Source organism: Streptomyces sp. NPDC029044 (genome assembly GCF_040637495.1).
Taxonomy (GTDB): Bacteria; Actinomycetota; Actinomycetes; order Streptomycetales; family Streptomycetaceae; genus Streptomyces.
Genome location: NZ_JBEZWN010000001.1, coordinates 37174 through 57789 on the forward strand (window position 1 = coordinate 37174; position 20616 = coordinate 57789).

Here is a 20616-nt window from a genome sequence, read left to right on the forward strand (position 1 = left end):
CACGAAACATGACGTGAACTCACCCGGTTTCGGGGTGACTTCGGCCGTCGTTTCCGCACTGCCCGAACAGCTACTTCTCGTCCGCTTCGCCCTCGACCGCGAGCGTCTGACCGGGGTGGATGAGGTCGGGGTCGGCGCCGACCGCCTGCTCGTTGCCCTCGTAGAGGGCGTGCCATCCGCCGTCGACCCGAAGGGCGTCGGCGATGGACCAGAGACTGTCGCCGACACCCACGATGTAGGCACCTTCGGACGCGTCGCCGGAACTCTCCTCAGCGGGCGCGGAGTGACGCCCCGTGGACTTCTCCGCACGGTCGCTCTCGGGCGCGCGGGTTTCGTCGGCACTGGGACCGCGATGACGGCCGGAGCCCGTCTCCGACGCCGCCGAGGAGCCGTCACCCTGCCGCGAGCTGCCCGACTTGCCGCCCTCGGGAGTGGCCGACGGAGTGCCGTCGGACTGTTCGTCCTGCGATGACCCGTCGGATTCGCGCGACTTGTCGGTCTTGGCCGTTTCATCCTTCGAAGACGACGATGCGTCGGGCGACGGAGACGAGGAGGGGCTCTCCGAGGGGGACGAACCCAGCGAATCAAGCAATCCGGGCGAGTCCACCTCACCGGATGATTCAGACGAGTCGGATGATTCCGACCCCTTGTCCTGCTGGAGCCCCGAGAGCAGTCCGCAGGTACGCCATGCGCCGACCCCCTGGTCGGCGAGGATTCTCTCCGCCACGGCTATCTGCTGGGAGCGGCTGGCCAGATCGGCGCTCGCGGCGTAGTCGAGACCGCCGTGCTTCTCCCAGTCGTCCTGGGACAACTGGAGGCCGCCGTAGTAGCCGTTGCCGCTGTTCTGGCTCCAGGCACCGCCGGTCTCACAGTCCGCGACCCGGTCCCAGGTCGTGCCGTCGGCCGCGCTGGCACCGGAGGCCCCGAGGAGCGGGATCGCGATGGCGGAACCGGTCACCCCGGCCGCCACGAGGAGAGCCGGAGCCTGGCGGGGGCGGCGGTGCCGACCGTTCCCGGAGAGCATACGGAGACCTTTCGCGAGACAGCAGTGACCGAGGCGGCGCGATTCCCCGCCGCGTTGATGGGTGAACGTATCGGCAGTCGATCACTTGTCACAAGTTCATGCCGCGCAGATCACGTGAAGATCACAAGTCTGATGTTTCGTCACGTCCGGTGGGCGCGAACTCCACGGGCAGGGTGCGCAGCCCCCGCATGATGAGGCCGCCACGCCATCTCAGCTCGGCCGGATCCACCGCGAGCCGGAGGTCGGGGAGGCGGGTCAGGAGCGTGGCGAGTGCGGTCTGGCCCTCCAGCCGGGCCAGCGGGGCTCCGAGGCAGTAGTGGATGCCGTGGCCGTATCCGAGGTGCTGATTGTCACGGCGGGAGAGGTCCAGCGCGTCCGGATCGGCGAACCGCTCCGGGTCGCGGTCCGCCGCGGCCAGGACCACGAGGACGGGGTCGCCCGCCTCGATGCGCTGCCCGCCGAGGGTGAGGGGCTGGGTGGCGAAGCGCCAGGTGGCGAGCTCCACGGGGCCGTCGTAGCGGAGGAGTTCCTCGACGCCGGTCTCCAGCAGGCCGGTCTCCCCCGCGGCGAGGGACTCCTGGAGCCGTGCGCGCTGCCCGGGGTGGGTGAGCAGGGCGTAGGTGCCGTTGCCGATGAGGTTCACGGTCGTCTCGAAACCGGCGAACAGCAGGATGAAGGCCATGGCCGCCGCCTCGTTCTCGGTGAGGTGCTCGCCGTGGTCGGAGGCGCGGATGAGACCGGAGATGAGGTCCTCGCCGGGGGCGGGCTCGGCGGGCAGCGCCTCGCGCTTGCGATGGATGAGGTCGGCCAGGTAGCCGCGCATCTTCTTCACGGACCGCGCCACGCCGCCCCGCGGCCCGCCCTGGTGACGGATCATCATGCCCGCCCAGTCGCGGAAGTCGTCCTGGTCCTCGCGCGGGACGCCGAGCAGGTCGCAGATGGCGTAGATGGGGAGCGGGAAGGCGAACTCGTGGATCAGGTCGGCGGATCCCTTGCGCGCGAAACCGTCGATGAGCGTGTCGGTGAGCTCCTGCACCCGTGGCGCGAACTCGGCGACCCGGCGCGGGGTGAACGCCTTGGACACCAGCCGCCGCAGCCGGGTGTGGTCCGGCGGGTCGATGTTGAGCAGATGCGTCATCAGCTCGGCCTTGCGCTCCCCGGGGATGCCGGTCTTGCCCTTGGCGTGCGCCGGCTCGTCGTGATGCGCGGGGTTCTTGGAGAGCCGGCTGTCGGCGAGCGTCTGCTTGGCGTCGGCGTACCGCGTGACCAGCCAGGCCTCCACACCGCTGGGGAGCCGCGTCCTGTGGACGGGGCTGTGCTCACGGAGCCAGGCGTAGGCGGGGTAGGGGTCGCTCGCGAACTCCCAGGTGAAGAGGTCGGGAGCGGTCGCGGGTGTGCTGGGCTGGGGCTGGTCGGTCACGCCTCGACCGTATCCGGCTTCCGGGAGCCCCCGTCTCCGTCCCGGGGCCCGCTCAGCCCTCGGCCTCCCTGATCGCGTCCCGGTACGCGCGGGCCGCCGCTCTCAGGGCCGCCTCCGGGTCGACGCCCTCCGACTCGGCGCGGACCGCCAGGGCCAGGAGCTCGTAGCCGATGCCCTCGACGGGTGGGAGCGGTACGTCCAGGTTCGCCGTGCGGGTGCGGGAGGCCAGCTTGGCGGCGAGGGCCAGGCCGGGCTGGCCGAGGGGTATGCCCTCGGTGACCGAGGTGCGCTGCTTCTCGACCGCCTTGGTGCGCAGCCAGTGCTCCTTGACCTCCTCGGGGGTGGTGGCCGTCGCGTCACCGAAGACGTGCGGGTGGCGGTGGATCAGCTTGGCGACGATGCCGCCGGCCACGTCGTCGATGGAGAAGGCCTCCTCACCGTCCTCGGGGCGGCCCTCCTCGGCGATGCGGGCGTGGAAGACGACCTGGAGCAGGACGTCGCCGAGCTCCTCGCGCAGTTCGTCGCGGTCGCCCTCCTCGATCGCCTCGACGAGTTCGTACGCCTCCTCGATGCCGTACTTGGCCAGGCCCTCGTGGGTCTGCCGGGAGGACCAGGGGCATTCGGCGCGGATGCGGTCCATGACCTGGACGAGGTCGAGGAGCCGGGCGCCCGGGAGGTCGTAGGAGGCGGGCAGCAGCTCCAGCTCGGGCATGGCGGTACGGCCGGTGCCGGCGAGACGGGCCAGGCCGTCCGTCAGGGCCGGTTCGCCCTCGCCCGTCGCCACCACGACCACCGTGTGTCCGCCGGCGCAGGCGTCGACCAGCTCCTGCGCGGACGGGGAGGCCTCGGCGACGGTGATCCCCGCTTCGCGCAGGTACGGCAGCTGCGGATGGGCGCCGTCCGCGCACAGCACCCGGTCCGCCGCGTGCAGTGCCTGCCAGGCGGGCCAGGAGAGCAGACCGGGGGCGACGCGGTGGCTGGTGGTGAGCAGGACGATGCGGCCGGGAGCGGCGGCCGCGTCGGGAGCGGTCCGCTCGCCCGGGGTGGCTTCGGGGCTGTTGGCGTTCACGGTTCGAAGCTATCCCACGCCGCCGACGGCGCCCGAAGTTGTCCACAGGCCTGGCCGGCCCGCGCGGCCCGGCTGGGCCGCGGGACCGGACAGGGGGCGCCAGGCCCGGCGGGAGCTACATGCCCTGCTGGGTCTGTGCCGTCGTGACGTCCCGCACCCACGGCGTCTTGGCGTCCGCGCGACTGCTCTTCTCGACGTCCCAGGTGCCGTAGCGGGGGTTGAGGTCGATGTTCAGGTTCTTGGAGGCGTCGGAGAGCGCCTTCCAGAACTCGGGGCGGCCGGTGTCCGTGCCGAGCTTCTCGGCCAGCTTCTGGGCCTCCAGCTGGAGGCGGAGGTTCTCGTCGAGGCGCTGCGGAGGGATGCCGTACTGCTGGAGCCACGTCCTCTCCAGCGCCTTGGCGCCGCCGGCCTGCTGTTCCAGGCCGGACCGCATCGCCTGGATCTCCTTGCGGGAGACGGTCACACCGGCGTCCTCGGCGGCCCGGTGCAGCACCCGGTCCAGGACCATGGTCTGCAACGTGTCGCGCGGGAGGGTGCCCGTTCTGGCGATGACCTGCTGGTACTGGGCCTCGTCCCGCACGGCCGCCCGCTGGGCCGCGCGCACCTCTCCGACCCGCTCGTCGAGCTGGGAGACGGTGATGCGCTGGCCTCCCACCACGGCTGCCGCGCCGGGATGGGCCTCGTTTCCGCAGGCGGTGAGCAGGGGCGCCGCTGCGGCGATCGCGGCGGTGAGGACGAGCGCGGTGCGACGGCGGCGGTGCAAGGAGACCTCCCGTTGGAGATTGTGCGACGGTGCACAAGGTCTTGCGGTGATCGATGGTAGGCAGTGGGCAAGCTCTGGCCAACCCATTCGACCAACGATTCACCGGGACTTCCGGCACCGCCGCGCCGCCCCCGGACCGGTCCTCAGCCCCGGACCTGCCCCAGCCACTGGAGCGTCCTGCGGATCTCCGCCCCGAGCGGATGGCCGTGACCATGGGTGCGTTCGACGTCGTGCAGCAGCCGGGCGAGGGTGTCGTGGGCGGCGCCCCGGTCGCCGAGGGCGAGCAGGAGGTGCCCGATACGGCGGCGGACGTCGTGCGCGAGCTCCGGGCCGCCGGCGGCGACGTACTGGTTCTCGTAGTACGGCAGCACGGCCCGGTACTCGGCGAGCGCCGCGGCCGGTTCGCCCAGCTGTTCGAGACACTGGGCGGCCTCGTAGCGGTAGCGCAGGGCCTGCGGGTCGGCCTGGCCGGCCTCGGCGGCGCGTTCGTCGGCGAGGCGCCGCAGCTCGGGCAGGGCGCGCCGGTACTGGCCGTCGTCCAGGAGCGTGGCCGCGTACTGCTTGCGCAGGGTGCGGACGACCGGGGAGTGCGCGCCGTGCTGTTCGGCGGCGGCGGGCAGGATCGCCCCGAGGATGTCGACGGCCTGGGTGACGCGGCCCTCGCCGAGGAGCCGTTTGACCTCGTCGACGGCGCGGGCGATGTCCGTCTGCCCCGGCGTCCCGGAGACGGGTGCGGCGGGAGTGGGCTGGGGCGCGGGGGTACGCGCACGGTCCGGCCAGGGGGCGTGCGGGCGCAGGAACGGGCGGGTGGGATCCAGGGCCGCTCCGGTGGGCGTCCCGCGCGCGGGCAGGAGCGGCTCCAGGTGCTCGTAGACCTCCTGCGCGGAGGCCGGCCGGTGCTGCGGGTCCTTGGCGAGGAGGCGCAGGACGAGGGCCTCCAGGGCCTCGGGGACTTCGGGGCGGATCCGGCGTACGGGCAGCGGCGGCTCGTACAGGTGACGGTGCAGGACGCCGAGGGCCGTGGAGCCGGAGAAGGGTACGTCGCCGCTGAGCAGCTCGTGCAGGACCACACCGAGCGCGTACAGGTCGGTGTAGGGGCCGACCGCGCCGCCCATGGCCTGCTCCGGGGCCATGTAGGCGGGCGAGCCGATGGGGGTGCCGGTGTGGGTGAGGCGGGTGGTGTCCGCGTCCATGACGGAGGCGACGCCGAGGTCGAGCACGGTGACCGTGCCGTCCTGCTTCACCATCACGTTGCGCGGCTTGAGGTCGCGGTGGACGATCGGCACGGCGTGCACGGCGCTCAGCACGGCGCACAACTGCGCGGCGACCGCGACCGCCCACTGCCAGGGGTACGGCTCGTGCTCGGCGAGGTGTCCTGCGAGGTCGGCGCCGTCGATGTACTGCATGACGAGGAACAGCTCCTCGCCCTCACTGCCCGCGTCGTGCACGGTGACCAGGCCGGGGTGGTCGACCTGTGCGGTCACCCGGCACTCGCGCACGAAACGGCGGCGCAGTTCCTCGGCGTCCTGTCCGGCCACCTTGTCGGGGCGCAGCAGCTTCACCGCCACGCGCCGGTCGAGCCGCTGGTCGTACGCCGTCCACACCTGGCCCATGCCGCCCTGCCCGAGGACGGTGGACAGTTCGTAGCGGCCGGCGACGACTCGTCCCGCCGCCGCGGTCACCTTCCGTCCTCGTGGTTGCCGTCCCGGTGGCCATCGCCCTCGTGCCTGCGCAGGTAGTCGCTGAGCTCGTCGAGTTCGGCGCGGACCTGGTCGATGCGGGCCGGTGCGGGGCGCTGGGGGGACGGGGGCGGCTGGATCGGGCCCGGGGTCGGGGGCGTGGCGTCGTGAGGGGCGGGTGTGTGAGGTGCGGGGGGTTGCGGCACGGGCGTGGACGCCGGGGCGTACGGCGGCGCGGGGTGCGGGTAGCCGTACGGGGTGTGCGTGACGGTGTGCGCGTGGGGCGACGCGTAGCCGGCGAGCCTGCGCTGCTCGCCGTGGTGGCCGATGTCCACGACGAGGAAGTAGATGGCGGCGCCCGCTCCGAGGAGCAGGATGATGGCCAGCGCGATGTCGGTCCGGTAGTCGCCCTCCGGCAGCGCGCCGATCACGGCGAAGCAGGCGATGGCCAGTGGCAGGCTCACCCAGGCCAGCGTCCAGTCCAGGGCCCGGCCGCGCAGGACGGCCACCCGGAACAGCGGTACGCAGGCCAGCACGCCGCACGTGAGGAAACCGGCTGCTGCGAACAGTACGCGCAGGGAGATGACCGTTGCCGCGCTGCGGGGAGGCGGCGCCGCGCCGTGGCCGTACATGACTGCTCCTGGACCGGTGGCCGATGAGGACGGACGTGCGAGTGACAGACCCTGATGGGGAATCCGAGCGTATAGCCCGACACGGACAACCGGTCACGGGTTGTACCGAACCGTTGTCATGCTGATCACTTCGTGTGAACAGCCCGTCGTAGGCCGGTCGTAGGCCCGTCGGGGAAGCCGTACCGCCCGTCACGCCCTACAGGGGCTGATCACTTCGTGTGAACAGCCCGTCGTAGGCCGGTCGTAGGCCCGTCCGGGGCCGTACCCGCCCGTCACGCCCTACAGGGGGTGCCGCATCCACACGTTGGGCTCGACGTACACCGCGTACCCGCGCTCCACCTCACAGCGCACCGGCACCAGGGCACCCGGCACCTCGATGTCGCCGTCGGTGTCGAAGGGCAGGCCCGTCCAGCGGCGCCAGTCGGCGAGCGGGGCGGACACCGTCATGGACGCCGGCGCCACCGAGTCGATGGTGGCTCCGGCCCGGGCGTGCACGCGCAGCCAAGGGTCCTGGGGCAGGCCGTCGGGGCGGACGCGGTGGGCGTACTCCTCCATCGGCGTGTGGGGTTCCAGGTGCTTGGCGTTGGGGCGGACCGGGGCGACGACCTCGCGGAACCCATGGGCCCGGGCGTTGTCGCGCATGGCCGAGAGCATCAGCGCGGACAGGCCGCGGCCCTGCGCCTGCGGGGCGATGGAGACCGAGACGGCGCTGACCGTGTCGGGCCGGACCCCTCTCCGCAGATCGGAGAAGGCCCACACCAGCATCTTGTCCCAGCCGTTGGCCGGCAGCCGGCCGTCGCGGATCTCGGTGCCGAGGGCGAACGGCACGCTGTAGGCGTTCGCCACGACCTCGCCCCGCTCGTCCTCGGCGAACAGGACGTACTCGGGGAGTTCGGTGGCGATCCGCGGGAAGTGGGCGGTACCCACGAGGTCCTGGCTCACGAACTCCGGCCAGGTGTCTGCCATCTCGACGACCCGCTCCAGCATGTCGGGGCGGTCGGCGAGGCTGGATATCTTCGGCTGCATGTGATCAGGGTAGGTACGGGGGCGACCGACGGGGAACCGGATTATCGCCGGGCCCGGAACCCGGTTCACCGGGCGGGCACGGGGTCCGCCGCCCGGTGAGGCCCGCTCGCCGGGCGGCGACCACCATGACGGCGGGCAGCAGGCTCCTACCCACCGCACTGCTTCAGCATCATGTCCTTGTCGGGCGCCGTCACGGGGAGTTCGTACTTCAGCGACACCTGGGCGAAGCGCACGGAGTAGGCGCAGCGGATGCGCTTGTTCGGGGGCAGCCAGGACGCCGGTCCCGAGTCCCCCTTGGAGCCGTTGGTCGGTCCGTCCACCGGGACGAGGTTGAGCGGGTCGTTGGCGATGGACTCCCGCTTGTCCTCCGTCCAGCGCGAGGCGCCCATCTGCCAGTCGTACGACAGCGGCATGACGTGGTCTATCTGGACCTTGATCGCATGGGACTTGGTCCACTCGATGACCTCCCCGGTGTACGGGTCGTGCAGCGTCAGCGAGGTGACGACGCAGTCCGATCCCGACCGGAAACGCAGCTCCTGCCCGTCTCGCTTCAGGAGGTCGTTCCGCGTGTCGCAGCCGTTGCGGGCGAAGGGGACGTCGCGCGGTGCCGAGTCCATCCAGGCGTAGCCGAACTTCTCCCGTTCGTAACCCGTCCTGGGGCCGCGGCCCTTCGTCGCCACCTTCTCGATGAGGGCACGCGCCCGCTCCTTGTCGGCGCCGGAAGTGATCGCCGCCAGCCCCGGTTTGGTGCCGTCCGGGTTGTCCAGCGGGTTCGCGGCCCGTCCGTCGCCGGCGGCCGGGGCGCCGGAAGCGGAGGCTCCGCCGCCGTCCACGGGCGGGGCCAGGCCCTCGCAGCCGGCCAGCGCCGAACCGGTGAACACCATCGCGACAGCCAGTGCCGCCCCGCCCCTCAGACGCGTCACCGTACGCCCCTCCTCTGTCTTCCTGTTCCGCTCCGGCACGGGCGGCCCGTGCCGGGTCCCACGGTAGCGAGGAAGAGGTTCAGACCACATCGGCCCTCAATGCGCATACTTCGCATCCCACGCGTATCGTCGGTTCTGAGTCACCTCCGGAGGGAGCTTTGCATGGGCATCTTCGACAAGTTCAAGAGCCAGGCGCGGAACAAGGGCAAGCAAGGCTCTGACACCGCGGAACAGCGGATCAACGAGAGGACCGGCGGCAAGTACGAGGACCAGGTCGACTCCGGCCAGCAGCGCGTCGAGGGCTCGCTGGGCATGGACCGCGACCGCGACCGGCCCGAGCAGCAGTAGGGCCTCCGAGAGTACGGCCGCCGGCAGTACGGCCTGCGAACTCCGGGGCCGCGGCCGTCCGCGGAGACCCGAACGTATCTCCCGCGGGCGGCTTCCCATGTCCGGACCCGGCCGCGCCGTCCGGTGGGACCCGGCCCACGGCCTGCGCCCGGCGCCGCCATCGAGGGCGGCGCAGGCGGCACCAGGACCGGGACGACAGGGCCGGGAGGGATCGGGCATCGACACCGCGCCGCCACCGCCGGACGTCGGCGCCGCCCCGTGACGGGGCACAGCGCGGCGCGGCGCTGTGCCCCGTCGGTGCGTCAACGCCCCCGGGCCGACCGGACATGAGCACCGCCCGCCCGGCCTTTGGGAGCAGAACCCGGTTCCCCGGAATCAGAACCCGGGCTCAGGACCCCAGCACCGACGTCAGGAACTCCCCCACCCACGCCAGCAGTTCCCGGCCGACCAGCGGCTTTCCGCCCACCTTCGCCGTCTTCGGACGCGGCACCAGCACCTGGTGCACCGCCGGTTTGAGGACGACGCCGGGGTACAGCCGCTTGAGACGCAGCTCCTGCGACTCGCGCAACTCCACCGGCGCGAACCGGATGTTGTTGCCCTGGAGCACGATCTCGCCGACACCGCACGCGCGCGCGAACATGCGCAGGCCCGCGACGAGCAGCAGGTTCTCCACCGGCTCGGGCAGCTTTCCGTAGCGGTCGACGAGCTCCTCGCGGACCGCCTTGATGTCCTCCTCGGAGTTGGCGGAGGCGATGGCACGGTAGGCCTGGAGGCGGAGCCGTTCGCCGGGCGCGTAGTCGTGCGGGACGTGCGCGTCGACGGGCAGCTCGATCTTGACCTCGAGCGGCGGCTCCTCCTCGATCTCGCCGGTCTCCAGCTGGCGCCGGTAGTCCGCGACGGCCTCGCCGACCATCCGCACGTACAGGTCGAAGCCGACACCCGCGATGTGGCCCGACTGCTCGCCGCCGAGGAGGTTGCCCGCCCCGCGGATCTCCAGGTCCTTCATCGCCACGTACATGCCCGCGCCCATCTCCGTGTGCTGGGCGATGGTCGCGAGCCGCTCGTGCGCGGTCTCGGTCAGCGGCTTCTCCGGCGGGTACAGGAAGTAGGCGTAGCCGCGCTCGCGGCCCCGGCCCACCCGGCCGCGCAGCTGGTGCAGCTGCGACAGGCCGAAGTTGTCGCCGCGCTCCACGATCAGGGTGTTGGCGTTGGAGATGTCGATGCCGGACTCCACGATCGTCGTGGAGACCAGCACGTCGAACTTCTTCTCCCAGAAGTCGACGACGACCTGTTCCAGCGTGGACTCCGACATCTGCCCGTGGGCGGTGGCGATGCGCGCCTCGGGGACGATCTCGCGCAGCCGGGCCGCCGCGCGGTCGATCGACTCGACGCGGTTGTGGATGTAGAAGACCTGTCCCTCGCGCAGCAGTTCACGGCGGATCGCGGCGCCGATCTGCTTCTCCTCGTAGGGGCCGACGAAGGTGAGCACCGGGTGGCGCTCCTCCGGCGGGGTGGTGATCGTCGACATCTCGCGGATGCCGGTGACCGCCATCTCCAGCGTCCTCGGGATCGGGGTCGCGGACATCGTCAGCACGTCGACGTTCGCCCGGAGCTTCTTCAGCTGCTCCTTGTGCTCGACGCCGAAGCGCTGCTCCTCGTCGACGATGACCAGGCCGAGGTCCTTGAACTTCGTCTCCGACGAGAACAGCCGGTGGGTGCCGATGACGATGTCGACCGAGCCCTCGCGCAGGCCCTCCAGAGTGGCCTTGGCCTCGGTGTCGGTCTGGAAGCGGGAGAGGGCCTTCACGTTCACCGGGAACTGCGCGTACCGCTCGCTGAACGTCCCGAAGTGCTGCTGCACCAGCAGGGTCGTGGGGACCAGGACGGCCACCTGCTTGCCGTCCTGGACGGCCTTGAAGGCGGCACGGACCGCGATCTCGGTCTTGCCGTAGCCGACGTCGCCGCAGATCAGGCGGTCCATCGGAACCGTCTTCTCCATGTCCTCCTTGACCTCGGCGATGGTGGTGAGCTGGTCGGGCGTCTCCGCGTAGGGGAAGGCGTCCTCCAGTTCTCGCTGCCAGGGGGTGTCCGCCCCGAAGGCGTGCCCCGGCGCCGCCATGCGCGCGCTGTACAGCTTGATGAGGTCGGCGGCGATCTCCTTGACGGCCTTCTTGGCGCGGGCCTTCGTCTTCGTCCAGTCGGCGCCGCCGAGGCGGTGCAGGGTGGGGGCCTCGCCTCCGACGTACTTGGTGATCTGCTCCAGCTGGTCGGTGGGGATGTAGAGGCGGTCGCCGGGCTGGCCGCGCTTGGCGGGGGCGTACTCCACGACCAGGTACTCGCGGGTGGCGCCCTGCACGGTGCGCTGCACCATCTCGATGTAGCGGCCCACGCCGTGCTGCTCGTGGACGATGTAGTCGCCCGGCTCCAGGGTGAGCGGGTCGATGGTCTTGCGGCGGCGGGCCGGCATGCGGGCGCCCTCGCGGCCGGACGCCTTCTGGCCCGAGAGGTCCGTCTCGGTGAGGACCGCGAGTCTGAGGGTGTCGTCGACGAAGCCGTGCTCGATCGAGCCGCATGCCACGTGCACGACGGAGGGGGAGATCTCGGCGAGGTCCCCGTCCAGGCGGGCGGCGATGCCCTCGCTCCCCAGCACCTCGACCGTGCGGGCCGCCGGGCCGTGGCCCTCGGTGACGAACACCGCGCGCCAGCCGTCGGCGAGCCAGCCCTTGGTGTCGGCGAGGGCCTTGGCGGTGTCGCCGCGGTAGGTCTCCGGGGCGTGCATGCCGAGCTTGAGGGTGTCCCCGTCCAGCTCCTCGTCCGCGGCGAACGGCGACACCGACCACCACATCATGTCCAGCTCGCGCGCCCGGTCCCGGACGTCCGCGATGGACCACAGGGAGGCCGCGCCGACGTCGATGGGCGCCTCGCCGCCACCGGCGGTGGCCGCCCAGGAGGCCTGGAGGAACTCCTGTGAGGTGGCCACGAGGTCCGACGCGCGCGTGCGGACCCGCTCCGGGTCGCACACCACGGCCATGGCGCCCTTGGGCAGCACGTCGAGCAGCAGCTCCATGTCGTCGACGAGGACCGGCGCGAGGGACTCCATGCCCTCCACCGCGATGCCCTCGGCGATCTTGCCGAGCAGTTCCCCGAGCTCGGGATGCTGTTCGGCCAGGGCGGCCGCGCGCGTGCGGACGTCCTCGGTGAGCAGCAGTTCGCGGCACGGCGGCGCCCACAGGCCGTGCTCGGCGACTTCGAGGGAGCGCTGGTCGGCGACCTTGAAGTAGCGGATCTCCTCGACGTCGTCGCCCCAGAACTCGACGCGCAGGGGGTGTTCCTCGGTGGGCGGGAACACATCGAGGATGCCGCCGCGTACGGCGAACTCGCCGCGCTTCTCGACGAGCTCCACGCGCGCGTACGCCGCGGCCGCGAGAGCTTCGACGATCTCGTTGAGGTCGGTGCTCTGCCCGGTCCTCAGGGAGACCGGCTCCAGGTCGCCGAGGCCCTTGACCTGCGGCTGGAGCACGGACCTCACGGGCGCCACGACGACCGAGACGGGGCCGGTCTCGGGGTCGTCGGGACGGGGGTGGGCCAGGCGGCGCAGCACGGCCAGGCGGCGGCCGACGGTGTCGCTGCGGGGGCTGAGCCGCTCGTGCGGGAGCGTCTCCCAGGACGGGTACTCCACGACCCCCTCGGCGGGAAGCAGGGAGCGCAGGGCTGCGGCCAGGTCCTCCGCCTCACGGCCCGTCGCCGTGACCGCCAGCACCGGGCGGCCCGTCTCACGGGCCAGGGCGGCGACGGCGAAGGGCCGGGCCGCAGGGGGGCCGACCATGTCGACGTGCATGCGGTTGCCGTCTGCGGCCGCCCTGATCGCTTCCGCGAGGGCGGCGTCCTTGACTACGGCGTCGAGCAGACCGTGCAGGCTCATTCGGGGCTTTCCGTCCAGGGGGGTGGGCAAGACGACGGGCCTGACGCGCGCCGCGGGCCGGGGGGTCTCCAGCGTACGACGATGCGCGCCCGCGCGGCGGGCCTGTGGATAACGCCCGTTCTCCCCGGGGCGAACACCCGCGCCGTTGCGGCAGGGCTCCGGGAGGGCGCGCCGGCCGGGAAGCCAGGGCCCCACGGCAGACCGGCGGCCACGTGGGGATTCGGCCGCCCAACCTTCACAACATCATCCCCACCCGTTGTTCTCGCCCCGGCATGATCGGTCGGACGTCCTTCCGGCCGTTCTTCGCACCCCTGAGGCACGTCATGCCCGCCCCCACCTTCCAGGTCTCGCAGCCCCGCATACCGGAGCCGGTCGCCCGCCCCCGGAGCGACCGGCACCCCGACCGCGGGCGAGGTGAGCCCTGGGCCCTCGCGGCGGTCCTCTTCGCCGCCTGCACCGTCGTCTCCGTCGGCCGCTACCGGCACATGGCCACCCTCTCCTGGGACCTGGGCATCTTCGAGCAGGTCGTGCGCTCCTACGCGCGGCTGCGGGCGCCGGTGGCCGACCTCAAGGGGCCGGGGTTCGTCATCCTCGGTGACCACTTCAGCCCGGTGACCGCCCTGCTCGCACCGGTGTACCGGCTCTTCCCCTCGCCGGTCACGCTGCTGGTCGCGCAGGCGGCGCTCTTCGCCCTGTCCGCAGTGCCGGTGACGCGGGCCGCCACCCGGCTCCTGGGCCACCGCCAGGGTCTCGCCCTCGGGCTCGCGTACGGGTTGTCGTGGGGCGTCCAGCGCGCCGTCGACTTCGACTTCCACGAGATCTGCTTCGCCGTCCCGCTGATCGCCTTCTCCCTGGAGGCCCTCCTCGCACGGCGCCCCCGCGCGGCCCTGGGGTGGGCGCTTCCCCTGGTGCTGGTGAAGGAGGACCTGGGGCTGACGCTGGCCGCGATCGCCCTCGTCGTCGCCTGGCGGGCGCGCGGTTCGTCGCCACGGGCGGTCCGGTACGCGCTCGGCGTGGCGGTGTTCGGCGTGGCGGCGACCGTGCTCGTCCTGACGGTGGTCGTCCCGGCGTTCAACACCGACGGCGGCTACGACTACTGGAACAAGGTCAGCGGTGCGGGCAGCCCCTTCGACGGCTCCGGCACCAAGCTGCGCACGCTCGCCTGGCTGCTGGTCCCGACCTCGGGCCTGCTCGCCCTGCGCTCCCCGCTGGCGCTGGTCGCGCTGCCGACGCTCGGCTGGCGGTTCCTCTCCGGCGACGAGCACTACTGGGGCACCGACTGGCACTACAGCGCGGTCCTGATGCCGGTCGTCTTCCTCGCCCTCGCCGACGCGCTCCCGGCCGTTCGCCGCAGCACGCGCGCGTGGCTGCGTTCCTACGCCGCCCACCTGCCGGCCGCCGTCGCCGCGGCGGCACTGGCGCTGACCACGTCCCTGCCGCTGGCGCAGCTCACCGAGGCCGAGGTCTATCGCAGGCCGGCCGCGGTGTCCGACGTGGAACGGCTGCTGGCACGGATTCCCGACGACGCCACGGTCGAGGCCAACATCGGCCCGATCAGCCGCCTCACCGCGCGCTGCCGGGTCTTCTGGCTCGGCGACACCCGGGGCGTGCTTCCCGAGTACATCGCCCTGGAGAACATCGACGGCAGATACCGCGACCCCGTCGGGTACGCCCGGACCCTGCACCCCCTCGCCGAGTACACGGTCGCGGGCCAGGCGGCCGGGTACGTGGTTCTGGAGCGCCGGACGGCGACGGCCGGGGTTTGACGCGCCGGCGCCGTCGCGCGCCCCGCAGCGGCGGTGGGCTCCCGGGCGCGTGGCCGGCGCGGCCCGCCGCCCGCGCACCCCGTCCGGCAAGCCGTCGGGCCCGCCCCGGAGGCGGAGACCTCCGGGGCGGGCCCGTCCCCCGCAACCCCCGTGTGCGGTGGTCTCGGGCGGCCCGGCTACTCGGTGGCGATCGCGTTGAGGACGTTCATCCGGCCTGCCCGGAACGCCGGGATCAGGGCGGCGAACAGACCCACGAACGCCGAGCCGATGAAGACGCCGATGATCGTCGGCCAGGGGATGTCCAGGACGACCAGGCCCTCCAGGGCGAGCAGCTGCTGCGCGGTGGCGCCCCAGCCCATGCCCAGTCCGAGGCCCAGCAGGGCACCGAAGAGGGCGATGACGACCGACTCCATGCGGATCATGCGGCGCAGCTGGCGGCGGGAGAGGCCGATGGCCCGCATCAGACCGATCTCCCGGGTGCGCTCCACCACCGACAGGGCCAGGGTGTTCACGACGCCCAGGATGGCGACGATGATCGCCAGGGCCAGCAGGCCGTAGATCATGTTGAGCAGCTGGCCGATCTGGTCCTTCAGGGCGTCCTTGTAGTCGGTCTGGTCGCGCACGACGTACTGCGGGTAGTCGTGCAGCGCCGACTTCAGGGACGTGTAGGCGGCGTCCTGCTGCCCCTCCTTGGCGCTGGCGAAGACCAGCGAGTCCAGCGGCATCTTGTCGGCCGGGACGTACTTGGCCATCGTCGCGATGGAGGTGTACATCGCCCCCGCGTCGATCACGACGTCGCTGCTGGTGATCGCCCGGACCGTCAGGTCGGCCGCGGAGCCGTCCTTGAAGGCGACCTTGATCTTGGAGCCGAGGCTGATGCCGTGGTCCTTCGCGAACTTCTCGTGGACCGACATCGAGTCGGGCTTGTAGGCGTCGGGGAGCTTGCCGGCGACGGTCTCGGTGCGCAGGTCGGTCGCGTACGACGGGTCGGCCGCAGTGATCGCCGTGTCCTTGAGCGTCTTGCCGTCGGGGGTGGTGAAGTCGGCCTTGGTCCACTTGTACTCGGTGACCCGCTCGACGTCCGGCGCCGACTTGGCGGCCCTGACGGCCTGCGGGGTGATCAGCTGGCCGCTGTCGGACTGGATGATGAAGTCGGTGCCGACGGTCTTGTCGAGCTGGTCGGTGGCGGACGCCACCATGGAGGAGCCGACGACGGACAGGCACGCCACCAGGGCGAGGCCGATCATCAGCGCGGCGCCGGTCGCGCCGGTGCGGCGCGGGTTGCGCAGGGCGTTGCGTTCGGCCATGCGGCCCACAGGGCCGAACATGCGGAGCAGCACGGCGCCCAGGACACGGACCACGGCGCCGGCGAGCAGCGGGCCGATGACGACGAAGCCGATCAGCGACAGCACGATGCCGAGGCCGAGCCACAGGGAGCCGTCCTTGGCCTTGTCGGCCGCCGACGCGAGGTAGAGGGCGAAGCCGCCGGTCCCGGTGAGGACCGTCCCGATCGCGGCGCGGATCCAGCCGGCCTTGGCGTCCGCGGGGGCGCCCGCGTCGCGCAGGGCGGCCATCGGGGAGATCTTGCCGGCGCGCCGGGCGGGCAGGTAGGCGGCCAGCACGGTGACGATCACGCCGAGGACGAGACCGACCACGGGGGTCGTCCAGGCCACCGTGAGGTCGTCGGTGGACAGTTCCATGCCCACCAGGCCCATGAGCTTCATCAGGCCGACGGCGAGGCCGACGCCCGCGCCGACGCCGAGCACCGAGCCGACGACCCCGAGCAGCAGCGCCTCGGCCAGCACGGAGCGGTTGACCTGCTTGCGGGAGGAGCCGATGGCCCGCATCAGGCCGATCTCGCGGGTGCGCTGGGCGACCAGCATGGAGAAGGTGTTGATGATCAGGAAGATGCCGACGAGGAAGGCGATCCCGGCGAAGCCGAGCATCGCGTACTTCATGACGTTCATGAAGCCCTCGACGTCCTTCTGGTTGGCTTCGGCGGTCTCCTTGGCCGTCTTCACCTGGAAGCCGCCGCCGAGTTCGGCGGTGACGTTCTTCTTCAGCTGTGCGTCGCTGACGCCGGCGGCCGCGGTGACGTTGACGTTGGTGTAGACGTCGCTCTCACCGACCAGGGTCTGCTGGGCGGTCTTGGTGTCGACGTAGAAGATCGCGGCGCCGGGGTTGGTCACGGTGAAGTCGGCGATGCCGGAGATCTTCGCGGTGTGGGTGCCGACGGCGCTGATGACGCCGATCTCGTCGCCGAGCTTCAGGTCGTGCTTGTCGGCGGTGTCGGCGTCGACCATGATCTGCTCGGGGCCCTTGGGCGCAGCGCCGGAGGTGATCTTCATGGTGCGGGCGTCGTTGCCGTTCCAGCTGCCGACGATGGTCGGGGCGCCGCTGGAGGGCGACAGGTTGTCCTTGTCGCCGTCGACGACCGTCACCGAGGTGGAGAACACCGTGCCCTCGGCGGACTTCACGCCCTGTGCCTTGCGGACCTCGCCCAGCACGGAGGCCGGCATGACCGGCGGCTTGCCGTTGTCGGCGGTCGTCTCGCCGCTGTCGGAGGCGCCCTTGGCGCTCACCGTCACATCGGAGGAGGTGGCCGCGAAGAGCTTGTCGAACGTGGTCGACATGGTGTCCGTGAAGACGAGCGTGCCGCAGACGAAGGCGACCGACAGCAGGACGGCGATCGCGGAGAGCGCCATCCTCCCCTTGTGCGCGAGGAAGTTGCGCATCGAGGTCTTCATGACGGTCATGACGTGCGCCCCCGGGCGTCGAAGTCCTTCATGCGGTCGAGGACGGCTTCCGCGGTCGGCTTGAACATCTCGTCGACGATGCGGCCGTCGGCGAGGTACAGCACCCGGTCCGCGTAACTGGCGGCCACCGGGTCGTGGGTGACCATCACGATGGTCTGGCCCAGCGCGTCGACGGAGCGGCGCAGGAACCCGAGGACCTCGGCGCCGGCGCGGGAGTCGAGGTTTCCGGTCGGCTCGTCCCCGAAGATGATCTCGGGCCGGGCGGCGAGCGCCCGCGCCACGGCGACGCGCTGCTGCTGGCCGCCGGAGAGCTGCGTGGGCCGGTGCTTGAGACGGTCGGCGAGCCCGACGGTCTCCACGACCCGCGTCAGCCACTCCTTGTCGGGCTTGCGGCCCGCGATGTCCATGGGCAGGGTGATGTTCTCGATCGCGTTCAGCGTCGGCAGCAGGTTGAACGCCTGGAAGATGAACCCGATCCGGTCCCGGCGCAGCCGCGTGAGTTTCTTGTCCTTCAGACCGGTGATCTCGGTCTCGTCGAGGTAGATCTGGCCGCCCGTCACGGTGTCGAGCCCGGCCAGGCAGTGCATGAGGGTGGACTTGCCGGATCCCGAGGGACCCATGATCGCGGTGAACTGGCCGCGTGCGATGTCCACGTCGACGTGGTCGAGGGCGACGACGCGGGTCTCACCGGATCCGTACGCCTTCACGACCTGCCGCGCCCGCGCGGCAACGGCCGTACGCCCTCCAGTACCCCCGTGCCTGGGAATGGTCACAGCCGAAGTCACGGTATGTCTCCTATATCGGTCAGCAAATGGTGAAGGCGGTCGCCCGGTCGGCAGCCGCTGTGCGCGGCGCCGGACCTCGAACCGGTCCGACGTGTTTCAGTCTCGCGGCGGGGAGGGGTCCCGCGCCCTGGTGTTCAGCGCAGTCTTTTGCTGTGGAAAACCCCACCCCCGCCGGTGTGCCCACCGCCCCCCAGCGGCGTAAAGCCAGGTTAAGGACGGGCCCCAGCCCGTCTCGTCCTCCGCCGGTACGAACCCTCCCCAGGTCGTAGTACGGAGGTACCCCTAGGGGCAGTCCGCCGAAGGGTGGAGTCCGTCTCAGGGTCGGCTCCACCCACGAGCTCACTCAGGCTCCACCCTCCCGCTGCGTCAGGGTCAAGTGGGAAGCTGTCCGCGGCAGGTAGGTGCAAGGGGCAGGCATAAACGACGGGGCCCGGGGCGAGGGTGTGGCCGGGGCGAGGGGGAGGGCCGGGGTGGGCAGCACCAGTTCCGCGGAGGTCGAGGCGGCACAGCCCGCCGCGGCGGGCCGGCGCGGAGCCGTCGTCGCGGCGTTGATGCTCTCGATGGCGCTGGCGGCGCTCGACGCGACCATCGTCTCGACCGCCGTCCCGCAGATCGTCGGGGACCTGGGCGGCTTCTCCGTCTTCTCCTGGCTGTTCTCCGGCTATCTGCTGGCCGTGACCGTCACCCTGCCCGTGTACGGCAGGCTCTCCGACACCTTCGGCCGCAAGCCGGTCCTCATAGCGGGGTCGGTGCTCTTCCTCCTCGGGTCGCTGCTGTGCGCGCTGGCCTGGAACATGGGGGCGCTCATCGCCTTCCGTGTCGTGCAGGGTCTGGGCGGCGGCGCGCTCCAGGGCACGGTGCAGACACTCGCCGCCGATCTCTATCCGCTGAAGGACCGCCCGAAGATCCAGTCGAAGCTGTCGACGGTGTGGGCGGTCTCCGCGGTCGCCGGTCCCGGACTCGGCGGGGTGCTCGCCGCGTACGCGGACTGGCGCTGGATCTTCCTGATCAACCTGCCGATCGGCGCGCTCGCGCTGTGGCTGATCGTCCGTCACCTCCACGAGCCGGAGCGGGAAAGCACCGCGCACGCGCGCGTGGACTGGGCGGGGGCCCTCGCGGTGTTCGCCTGTGGCGGCGTTCTGCTCACGGCCCTGGTGCAGGGCGGGGTGGCGTGGCCGTGGCTCTCGGTGCCCTCATCGGCCCTGTTCGGGGCGGGACTCGCCCTGGTGGCGGTCGTGGTGCTGGTGGAGCGCCGGGCGGCGGACCCGATCATCCCGGGCTGGGTGTGGCGGCGCCGCACCATCGCCGCGGTCAATCTGGCCCTGGGCGCGCTGGGCCTGTTGATGGTCGCGCCGGCGGTCTTCCTGCCCACGTACGCCCAGTCGGTGCTGGGCCTCGCTCCCGTGGCCGCCGGGTTCGTCCTGTCCGTCTGGACGCTGAGCTGGCCGGTGTCGGCGGCGCTGAGCCAGCACGTCTACCGCAGGATCGGTTTCCGCAACACGGCGATGCTGGGCATCGGCACGGCCGCACTGATCCTGTTCGCGTTCCCCTTCCTGCCCTACCCCGGGCAGGCCTGGCAGCCGGCCCTGCTGATGCTGCTGCTCGGCGCCGCGCTGGGCCTGTTCCAGCTGCCGCTCATCGTCGGGGTGCAGTCGACGGTGGGATGGGCGGAGCGCGGCACGACGACCGCCTCCGTGCTGTTCTGCCGCCAGACCGGCCAGACGATCGGCGCGGCGGTCTTCGGCGCGGTCGCCAACGGGGTGCTCGCCGCGCGGCTCGGCGGGGCGGGCGACCTCGACTCGGTGACGCGGGCACTCGACTCCGGCAGCGCTCCGGAGGCGACCCGGCGGGCCATCGCCGACGCCGTGCACGCCGTGTACATGGGCGCGGCGGGCGCGGCGGCCCTGGCGTTCCTGGTGCTGCTGTTCCTCGCGCCCCGGACGTTTCCGGTACTGAAGGACTGAGCGCGTCCGTATCCTCGCGCCCATGGTGACCTTGGAGCCCCTGCGGGCGGAACACGCGGACGCGTTGCTGGCCTTCGAGCGGGAGAACCGGGCGTACTTCGCCCGGACGGTGCCGGACCGCGGGGACGCCTTCTTCACGGCGGATGGGTTCGCCGCACGGCTTCGGGCGCTCCTCGACGAGCAGCACGCGCGCGTGTGCCGCTTCCACGTGGTCCTCGGGGAGGACGGGGAGCTGATCGGCCGGGTGAACCTGATCGACCTGGTGGACGGCGGCGCCGAACTCGGCTACCGCGTCGGCGAACAGGCCGCGGGCCGGGGCGTGGCGACGGCAGCCGTGGCGCAGGTGTGCCGCCTCGCGGCGACCGACTACGGCCTGACGTCCCTCACCGCGCGAACGACCCTCGACAACCCGGCTTCCATGCGGGTCCTGACCCGCAACGGCTTCACGCGGGTGGAGAACACGACCGTGGGCGGCAGCCCGGGGATCCGCTACGAGCGCCGGCACCTCGACGCCGCCCCCGGGAACCCCTAGGGCTCGC

At 71.8% G+C, this 20616-nt stretch carries 15 protein-coding genes; 4 read left to right on the forward strand and 11 right to left on the reverse strand.

Translation table 11 applies throughout. From position 1 onward, the window contains the following. Positions 1–70 precede the first annotated feature (70 nt). From AB0E85_RS00180 to AB0E85_RS00215, 8 genes are all read right to left on the reverse strand, one after another. On the reverse strand, positions 71–1024 hold the full coding sequence (locus tag AB0E85_RS00180; protein WP_361920864.1) for a transglycosylase family protein: 954 nt from the start codon (positions 1022–1024) through the stop codon (positions 71–73). Between the two features lie 121 nt (positions 1025–1145). Further along, positions 1146–2444 (reverse strand): cytochrome P450, encoded by a 1299-nt coding sequence (locus AB0E85_RS00185; RefSeq protein WP_361920866.1) that lies wholly within the window; start codon positions 2442–2444, stop codon positions 1146–1148. A 52-nt stretch (positions 2445–2496) separates the two neighbouring features. Next, entirely contained in the window at positions 2497–3513 is a 1017-nt protein-coding gene (locus AB0E85_RS00190) for a nucleoside triphosphate pyrophosphohydrolase (protein ID WP_361920868.1), read from the reverse strand. A 115-nt stretch (positions 3514–3628) separates the two neighbouring features. Next, positions 3629–4276, reverse strand: coding sequence for a SurA N-terminal domain-containing protein (locus AB0E85_RS00195; protein ID WP_361920869.1), 648 nt, complete (start codon positions 4274–4276; stop codon positions 3629–3631). A 143-nt stretch (positions 4277–4419) separates the two neighbouring features. Then, the gene (locus tag AB0E85_RS00200; RefSeq protein WP_361921432.1) at positions 4420–5916 is read right to left on the reverse strand and encodes a protein kinase; all 1497 of its coding nucleotides are present in this window, start codon (positions 5914–5916) and stop codon (positions 4420–4422) included. A gap of 38 nt (positions 5917–5954) precedes the next feature. Next, positions 5955–6587: a hypothetical protein gene (locus tag AB0E85_RS00205; RefSeq protein ID WP_361920871.1), complete on the reverse strand. Its 633-nt coding sequence runs from the start codon at positions 6585–6587 to the stop codon at positions 5955–5957. Between the two features lie 279 nt (positions 6588–6866). Then, a complete protein-coding gene (locus tag AB0E85_RS00210; RefSeq protein WP_361920872.1) occupies positions 6867–7613 on the reverse strand; it encodes an N-acetyltransferase in 747 nt (248 codons plus the stop codon). 146 nt (positions 7614–7759) lie between these two features. Beyond that, positions 7760–8536: an HNH endonuclease family protein gene (locus tag AB0E85_RS00215; RefSeq protein ID WP_361920874.1), complete on the reverse strand. Its 777-nt coding sequence runs from the start codon at positions 8534–8536 to the stop codon at positions 7760–7762. 162 nt (positions 8537–8698) lie between these two features. On the opposite strand from AB0E85_RS00215, the gene AB0E85_RS00220 reads away from it, so the two are divergent. Next, entirely contained in the window at positions 8699–8884 is a 186-nt protein-coding gene (locus AB0E85_RS00220; RefSeq protein WP_033312056.1) for an antitoxin, read from the forward strand. Between the two features lie 388 nt (positions 8885–9272). On the opposite strand, the gene mfd is transcribed toward AB0E85_RS00220, so the two are convergent. Then, positions 9273–12806, reverse strand: a complete 3534-nt coding sequence (gene mfd, locus AB0E85_RS00225; RefSeq protein WP_361920876.1) for a transcription-repair coupling factor — start codon at positions 12804–12806, stop codon at positions 9273–9275. A gap of 323 nt (positions 12807–13129) precedes the next feature. On the opposite strand from mfd, the gene AB0E85_RS00230 reads away from it, so the two are divergent. Beyond that, positions 13130–14572, forward strand: coding sequence for a DUF2079 domain-containing protein (locus AB0E85_RS00230; protein WP_361920878.1), 1443 nt, complete (start codon positions 13130–13132; stop codon positions 14570–14572). 176 nt (positions 14573–14748) lie between these two features. Here AB0E85_RS00230 and AB0E85_RS00235 read toward each other — a convergent pair whose 3' ends face one another. Next, positions 14749–17328, reverse strand: coding sequence for an FtsX-like permease family protein (locus AB0E85_RS00235; RefSeq protein ID WP_361920880.1), 2580 nt, complete (start codon positions 17326–17328; stop codon positions 14749–14751). Further along, complete coding sequence (locus tag AB0E85_RS00240; RefSeq protein WP_361920882.1) at positions 17325–18113, reverse strand: ABC transporter ATP-binding protein; 789 nt, start codon at positions 18111–18113, stop codon at positions 17325–17327. Before AB0E85_RS00240 ends, AB0E85_RS00235 begins: the two co-directional genes overlap by 4 nt. A gap of 470 nt (positions 18114–18583) precedes the next feature. Here AB0E85_RS00240 and AB0E85_RS00245 point away from each other — a divergent pair, with 470 nt between their 5' ends. Both AB0E85_RS00245 and AB0E85_RS00250 read left to right on the forward strand, forming a co-directional pair. Next, positions 18584–20077 (forward strand): MFS transporter, encoded by a 1494-nt coding sequence (locus tag AB0E85_RS00245; RefSeq protein WP_361920883.1) that lies wholly within the window; start codon positions 18584–18586, stop codon positions 20075–20077. Between the two features lie 22 nt (positions 20078–20099). Further along, positions 20100–20609, forward strand: a complete 510-nt coding sequence (locus AB0E85_RS00250) for a GNAT family N-acetyltransferase (RefSeq protein ID WP_361920885.1) — start codon at positions 20100–20102, stop codon at positions 20607–20609. Positions 20610–20616 lie beyond the last annotated feature (7 nt).